The sequence below is a fragment of the Maricaulis maris genome (assembly GCF_003634045.1).
In the GTDB taxonomy this organism is placed as follows: Bacteria; Pseudomonadota; Alphaproteobacteria; order Caulobacterales; family Maricaulaceae; genus Maricaulis; species Maricaulis maris.
On sequence record NZ_RBIM01000002.1, the window covers coordinates 571,167 to 578,831 of the forward strand.

Annotated in this window: 4 protein-coding genes; 2 read left to right on the forward strand and 2 right to left on the reverse strand. The window is 62.6% G+C overall.

From position 1 onward, the window contains the following. Nucleotides 1–82: 82 nt before the first annotated feature. Entirely contained in the window at nt 83–2,626 is a 2,544-nt protein-coding gene (locus tag C7435_RS05945) for an autotransporter outer membrane beta-barrel domain-containing protein (protein ID WP_147422635.1), read from the reverse strand. A gap of 325 nt (nt 2,627–2,951) precedes the next feature. Here C7435_RS05945 and katG point away from each other — a divergent pair, with 325 nt between their 5' ends. Continuing rightward, the gene (katG, locus tag C7435_RS05950; protein ID WP_121210382.1) at nt 2,952–5,126 is read left to right on the forward strand and encodes a catalase/peroxidase HPI; all 2,175 of its coding nucleotides are present in this window, start codon (nt 2,952–2,954) and stop codon (nt 5,124–5,126) included. 310 nt (nt 5,127–5,436) lie between these two features. Here katG and C7435_RS05955 read toward each other — a convergent pair whose 3' ends face one another. Beyond that, nucleotides 5,437–5,994: a TetR/AcrR family transcriptional regulator gene (locus C7435_RS05955; protein WP_075189458.1), complete on the reverse strand. Its 558-nt coding sequence runs from the start codon at nt 5,992–5,994 to the stop codon at nt 5,437–5,439. A gap of 128 nt (nt 5,995–6,122) precedes the next feature. Here C7435_RS05955 and C7435_RS05960 point away from each other — a divergent pair, with 128 nt between their 5' ends. Next, complete coding sequence (locus tag C7435_RS05960) at nt 6,123–6,926, forward strand: SDR family NAD(P)-dependent oxidoreductase (protein ID WP_121210383.1); 804 nt, start codon at nt 6,123–6,125, stop codon at nt 6,924–6,926. The last annotated feature ends 739 nt before the right edge of the window (nt 6,927–7,665 follow it).

The following is a 7,665-nucleotide window of genomic DNA, read 5'->3' on the forward strand; positions in this document are numbered from 1 at the left end:
ACCACGCCGACAGGAACCGGTCGCAACGCTGCAGAACCGCGCACGCAGGGCAATGCAAAACGTCCGCGTCAGGCGACGGGCGTCAGAAGCGCCGGCTGATACTCAGCTGCGCGCCATGGCGCGGATCGGATCCGCGGCCGAAATCCGCGTTGAGACTGACCGCAATGACCGTCAGTGCATTCGGTTTCAGGCGGACACCCAGATCCAGAGCGGCAAAGCCATCATCATGCGACGTATTCGGCACCTGGAATTGCGCCGATGGTGCGCCCTCCAGATCCGCATAGGCCAGTGCATTGCCGGCTGACATGTCCTGGTACCAGCCCAGCTCACCCTGTAATTCCAGGACACCCAGCGCGGTCGCGTGGCGGCCATCGACACGGCCACCCAGCCCGACAAGGGTCTCGTCAGCATCGCGCCCTGCCAGATGGGCATCAAAGGCACCCGAGCCCTGCTCAGTATAGCTGTCAAACCGGGCCCGCCCATGCTGGACCTGAAAGACCGGTCCGACCGACACAGCCCCCAGATCCATGGCCGCCCCCATTTCGAACCCGGCGCTGAACTGGTCTGCCTCGACACCCGCCTGAGCGACGTCGATTGCATCCCGAACGACCAATCGACGGCTCAGATCAAAATCGAGCCAGCTGTTTGCGGCATAAGCCTGCCCGTACCAAGAGTCTTTGGCGAGACTGACATATCCCAACAGCGTGACCGCCTCCCCCTGGACATAACCGCCATCCCGGCCTGCGCCATAGTCCGAAAAGCTGAAAGCAGCCCCGACCATCCCGTGTTGCGAGAGCCGGAAATCAATGCCCAGCGCGCCATGCCGCTCCTGGATGTCAAAGCGGTCATTGGGCAGCCGCGTGCTGCCCCATTGCTGGCGCAGATCGAAATAGGCCGTGGCCCGTTCGCTCAAGGCCACACCCGCCTCACCCGCACCCGCCGCGTCGCGCGCCAGCGAGCCACGTTGCGAGACCAGATCCGCCATGGCCCGGCTGATGCCGAAGCCGAGCCGGTCCATCGCAAATGTGTCGCTTGGAGACGCGCTTTGCAGGGCGTCTTGAAGACTGGCCAGATCCGGGCGGTAATCCAGCGCGTGCGCCAATTCCTGCAGACCGGCATCGCTGGCCCCGCCCGACAAGGCTGCGTCGAGGGCCGTGGCCACCGCCCTTTGCTGATCGGATCCGGCAAAAGACGCGTACGGCGCAGCTTGCAGCTCCACACCGATTGCGCTGTCAGTCACGCCCAGAACATAGGACAAAACCGGCGAGGGCGAAGGCGCAGTCAGGCTGGAATTATTGCTGGCAACACCGAAGGCCGTCTCAACCACCGTGAAACGCGATCCGCGCAAGGGCTGGTAGTTCGGGTCCAGATTAAGACGGATTTCAGCGTCGATATCGGCGCTGCCATAGACCATCAGGGTATCAATGCCCTCAGCCGACAGATCGACCTCGATCACACCGTCCCGCAGGAATAGGTCGCTTTCCAGATAGAGGGCTTCGCCGCCCACACCGTCCAGCCTCCCCGGGCGGATGGAACCGCCAAACATCACGGTATTCCCGCCCGCAAAGATCGCGCCGCTGCCGGACAGGTCCGTATTGCTCAAATAGAGATCGACCGTGTCGAGCAAGCCATCAACGCGGATATCGGAATTCATGAGGAAGGTTTCACCGGAGGCGACGTAGAGCAAGCCGCCCGGCTCGACCCAGGTTGAGCCCCCGGTCTGCAGCAAGGTATCGGTATCAAAGATGCCGGCGATCTGCAGGGCACCACCATTGATCACGGCCCCTTCCCAATCGAAATACACGCCGTCCGGCCCGACATAGGTCGAACCATCAGTCTGCATCAGCCAGTCGGTCAGGAGGCCGCCGAGAATGACCAGCTCGCCGCTGTTCAGCGTGATACCGCCTTCATAATCCGCCGAATAGTCGAAATAGAGCCCCTCCTCGGCAACCGTGAAGCGCCCGCCATTCAGGGTCATGGCCTCGGCCAGCAAAATACCGTCGAGATAGACTTCGCCGCCCTCCAGAGTCAGCCCGTCTTCCAGCTCCAGAAAGCCGTCCAAAGTAATATTCAGACGTCCGTCCGCATCCACAGTGGCGCTTTCAAACAGCTCATAACCATCCACAACGCGTTCACCGTCGGCGATCGTCAGCGCTTCACCGGTCGCGTCGAGGACCGGCTTGTCGGCGACGACCGACAAGGGTGCCTGCGAGGGGCGGCCAGCAAAGAGTCCGGCCCCCGGCGTCGGGTTCCGGTTGACGCGTTGCTCGTCATGCAGCGACACATCGCCGATATTCTCCCAAGGCGCCAGCCCGTCCTGGACCGTCCCCGCCGCATCACGGTTGCAATCGGCATTCCAGGTCTGGTGCGGAATATCCACCGCGACCCAGTCTCCCAGCAGATACTCAAGGCCACGCGCCGGGCGCACGATCTGCTGGACACACTGCCCGAGCCGTTCCGGCTCATACGGTGAATGGACCCAGAGATAGTCGACACGGTAGGTGTTGCCATTGCCGACCTCAGCTGAGCCGACATAGGTCACTACGAGCTCGTCCAGGTCGATAGATTGCGCCTGCGCACCCGATTGTGCCAGCGCCGCCAGAGCGAGCCCCGTACATCCAGTCAACCACCGGCATGGCGCCGCGAGAAATTTCCTGAAAACACTCGACATGACGTCCCCCGCTGGCAAATAACGCCGGCAGGCTAGTCCGGGGCCAAAAAATTTGAATACGACATTCATCGTATGCGCGCCCCAAAAAGCGGGCGCTCACCATAATTGGTGACGAAATTATTGGTGCCAGGCCCCACTTTCCACGCGGTCAATAGTGAAAACTTCTATACTGAACCATGAATAAATCGATTGGATCAATACCCCTCCATCTGGGATAAACCTTCCATTGCGATCCCGGTCCGCGGGATCGGCACAGCAGTTATCGATTGGGAGGAAGACCATGGACGGCAATGATCCGAACAGCGGCGGCAAATGCCCCGTCATGCATGGTGGCAATACCGGCACCGGCAGCAGCGTCATGGCCTGGTGGCCGCGCGCGCTCAATCTCGACATCCTGCACCAGCATGACCAAAAGCCGGACCCGATGGGGCCGGATTTTGACTATCACGAAGCGCTCAAATCGCTGGACGTGGAAGCCCTCAAAAAGGACATGCACGCCCTGTTGACCGAAAGCCAGGACTGGTGGCCGGCCGATTATGGCCATTATGGCGGCCTGATGATCCGCCTCGCCTGGCACTCGGCCGGTTCCTACCGCCTCGCCGACGGTCGTGGTGGCGGCGGTGCCGGCAATATCCGCTTCGCGCCGCTCAATTCCTGGCCGGACAATGGCAATCTGGACAAGGCGCGCCGCCTCCTGTGGCCGCTCAAGAAGAAATACGGCAATGCCATCTCCTGGGCCGACCTGATCCTGCTGGCCGGCACGATCGCCTATGAAAATATGGGCTTGAAGACCTTCGGCTTCGGCTTTGGCCGCAAGGATATCTGGCATCCGGAGATCGACACCTATTGGGGTGCCGAAAAGGAATGGCTGGCGCCGTCCGACAATCGCTATGAGGATGTCGGCAAGCCCGACACGATGGAAAACCCGCTCGCCGCCGTGCAGATGGGCCTCATCTATGTCAATCCGGAAGGCGTGAACGGGACACCTGACCCGCTCAAGACCGCCGGCCAGGTGCGCGAGACCTTCGCCCGCATGGCCATGGATGATGCCGAAACCGCCGCCCTCACCTGCGGTGGCCACACCGTCGGCAAGGCACACGGCAATGGCGATGCTGGCGCGCTTGGCGCCGAGCCCGAGGCCGGTGAGATCGAGAATCAGGGCTTTGGCTGGCTCAACCCGAACCTCGATGGCAAGGCGACCAATGCGGTCACCTCCGGGATTGAGGGCGCCTGGACCACCAATCCGACCCAATTCGACATGGGCTATTTCGAACTCCTCTTCGGCTATGAGTGGGAGCTGACCAAGAGCCCTGCCGGGGCCAATCAATGGCAGCCTGTCGGCATCAAGGAAGAACACATGCCGGTCGATGCGACCGACCCTTCCGTGCGCCGCATGCCAATGATGACCGATGCCGACATGGCCATGAAAATGGACCCCGACTATCGCGCCATCTGCGAGAAATTCATGGCCGATCCGGCCTATTTCAAGGACACTTTCGCCCGCGCCTGGTTCAAGCTGACCCACCGCGACATGGGTCCCCGCGCCAATTATTTCGGTCCGGACGTCCCGAAAGAAGACCTGGTCTGGCAGGATCCTATCCCGGCCGGCCCGACGGGCTGGAATGTCGAAGCCGCGAAGAAAGCGATCGCCCACAGTGGTCTTTCCGTGTCCGACATGGTCACCACGGCCTGGGACAGCGCCCGCACCTTCCGCGGCTCGGACAAGCGCGGCGGCGCCAATGGCGCCCGCATCCGCCTGGCCCCGCAAAAGGACTGGGAGGGCAATGAGCCGGACCGTCTGGCCCGTGTGTTCGGCGTGCTTGAACCGATCGCCAACAAGGTCGGCGCCAGTGTCGCGGACATCATCGTGCTGGCCGGCAATGTCGGTATCGAACAGGCGGCCAAGGCGGCCGGTCATTCCGCTGCTGTGCCCTTCACGCCGGGCCGCGGTGACGCCACGGATGCGATGACCGATGGCGACAGCTTTGAATCGCTGGAACCGCTCGCTGACGGCTATCGCAACTGGGCCAAGGAGGATTATGTCGTCACGCCCGAGGAAATGCTCCTCGACCGGACCCAGCTCCTCGGCCTGACCGCACCGGAAATGACCGTCCTGGTCGGCGGGATGCGGGTGCTGGGCACCAATCATGGTGGCACCAAGCATGGCGTCTTCACCGACCGCGAAGGCCAGCTGACGACCGACTTCTTCGTCAACCTGACCGACATGGCCTATTCATGGGTGCCCGTGTCCAAATCGACCTATGAGATCCGTGACCGCGCCACGGGCAAAGCCAAATGGACTGCGACCCGGGCCGACCTGGTCTTCGGTTCGAATTCCATCCTGCGGGCCTATGCCGAGGTCTATGCCCAGGACGACAATGAAGCGAAATTCGTCAAGGATTTCGTCGCCGCCTGGACCAAGGTGATGGAAGCTGACCGGTTTGATGTGAATTAGCACCCGACCGGACTGACCAAGACTGAAAAGGGGCGGACCTGCCGGGTCCGCCCCCTTTTTTTTGCCGGGCGAGGTTGGAGGGCTTGGTGGACGGGCCAATGGGCTTGGGCCGTATGAGACCCGTCCTGTGCCACGCTGTGTGACGTCCGGACCCTAGCGCGGAACCGGCCATGGATCGCGTGTCAGCAGGGGACCGTATCCGCAGGCGGTTTGTGGTGGGGTTTGCGCCCGGGCGGGGGGGGAGCCAATCAGTAATCGTTGGCGCATTTCGTCCGCGCCGGGCTGGAAGTCGGTTTTGAAGCCAGGCCGATCAGACGCGCGCGGCCAGCAGAAATCCGATCACCCGGCGCATGCCGGCGGCGTAGGCGTCGGTGTCCCGAGCGCCCAGAAGCAGGCCCTTGGACGCCATCATCATGACATAGCCGGCCTCGCGGGCGGCCTCGTGACCAAACCGGCCCTCGCCTTCCAGCGCGGCCACCAGCGCGGTGGTGCAGGCCTCGTCCGGATCGGGGCGAAGACGGGCACGCGCCTGTTTGCCGAGTTCGAAGATTTCCGCGCCATGCGGCGCCGTCCTCAGGAATTCAACGCTCGAGCCCAGCCATTGGGCAAAGAACCCGGTCAGGCGGGAGGCGAGGTCGGCCGGTTTACCGTCCAGCGCGGCGAGCGCCGCCGCCTCGCTTTGCGTGACATAGCCATCAATGGCCCAGTCGAGCACGCCCTCCTTGCCGCCAAACCGGTTGTACAGCGTCTGGCGAGACACCCCGGCCGCACGGGCCAGATCATCCATCGAGGCCTTGCGAAAGCCGTAATGGCCGAAGGCCTCGAGCACGCGCAGATAGGTCGGGTCGCGGTCGGTCAGATGGGCCATGCTCGCCTTATACAAAACAGACAAAATTCGTCAATTGACGCCAAAGAAATTTACATTTAGTACAATAATTGTCCAACTCGCATAAGTCCTGCCCCCTTGATACCGGCGCCATTCGGAGATCGATTGCCATGACCAAATCCAAACCCACCGCCCTGATCACCGGTGCTTCATCGGGCATCGGCCTGGAACTGGCCCGCATTCACGCTGCGCGCGGCGGCGACCTCGTAATCACCGCCCGGCGGACCGATCGGCTCGACGCGCTCAAGGCGGAGCTGGAGGCCGCCCATAAGGTCACGGTCACCGTAATCGCCGGGGATCTGACCGATCCTCTCGCCCCTGCAGCGATTTACGACGCGGTCAAGGCAGCCGGTATCGAGATCGACTACCTGATCAATAATGCCGGTTTCGGCGGCCTCGGCCGCTATGACCAGATGGACTGGTCGCGTCATGAAAGCATGATCGCGGTCAATATCACCGCCCTGGCCAAGCTGACGCATCTCTTCCTGCCGGACTTCATCGCCCGCGGTTCGGGCCGGATCCTCAACGTGTCGTCCATCGCCTCCCTCGTGCCCGGGCCGGGCCAGGCTGTCTATTACGCGTCGAAGGCCTTCGTGACGTATTTTTCCAATGCGATTGACCAGGAGGCGCGCCAATACGGCGTCACGTCGACGGCGCTTTTGCCCGGTTCCACGGCGACGGAGTTTCGCGATGTCGCCGGCCTGCAGGGCAATCCCCTGTTTGACCGCACCTTCACCGCACATGACGTCGCCCGGACCGGCTATCGCGGCATGCTAAAAGGCAAGCTCACCCTGCTCGCCGGGCTCAGCTTGGGCCAGCGCATCCAGATGGCCCTCCTGCCCTTCGCCCCCATGCGCAACAAGCTGCGCCTGATCCATGGCATGCAATTGCCGAAGGAAGCCGCGAAGGCGTGAGCCTGGCGGTAAAAGACCGGCACATGTCGATTGCCGGGCCGGACAAGGATCGGCCCGCCCCCGTCCAGCCGGTGTCTGCTTTTGGATGGGGCACCGGACAGTCTCCGCACCGGACCCCGCCGCACCTCCCTGGCCACCAGCGCGCGCAGCGGCCGGCAGGTGCGGGTTTGGGGGTAGATGCGGCGCGCGCTTCGCACGCCCGGCCATACATCCCTTGCCGGGAGTTCGCCGTATCCGGTTCTTGAGCCCAAGGGGCATGCCCGCGGAGCGGCGCCTGCGGCGCCCTTGACCTCAAGAACCGGATACGGCCCGCTGGCTGACAAGGGATTTATGGACGGTTACGCGCCGGGTGCGCGAACTACGAGCGCTTGTCACTTCGATCGCGAGATTTGAGGTTCTGACCCAGCCTGCTTCCAGACTACCGGAAAACTCCAATCCAAAACGATCTAGTTTCCTGGGGGCAGAGCACTCTTCGATGGACTCTACCATCCCCTGGCCGGAATTCACGGGGCTGGGTCAATCGGCCCGGATCACGGGGCTGGGTCAGCTTGAGCAATTGGAGACGTTGCGTGACGGGGCTTTGTTCCGGGCCTGGATCCGGACACAAAAGCGCCCCCGGCCATTTGGCTCGGGGGCGATTTGTATTTTGATATTTGTGGAGGATATTGGATCTATCGTGCAGACCGGGCAGCGACCTACTCTCCCACGCCTTAAGACGCAGTACCATCGGCGCTAGGGG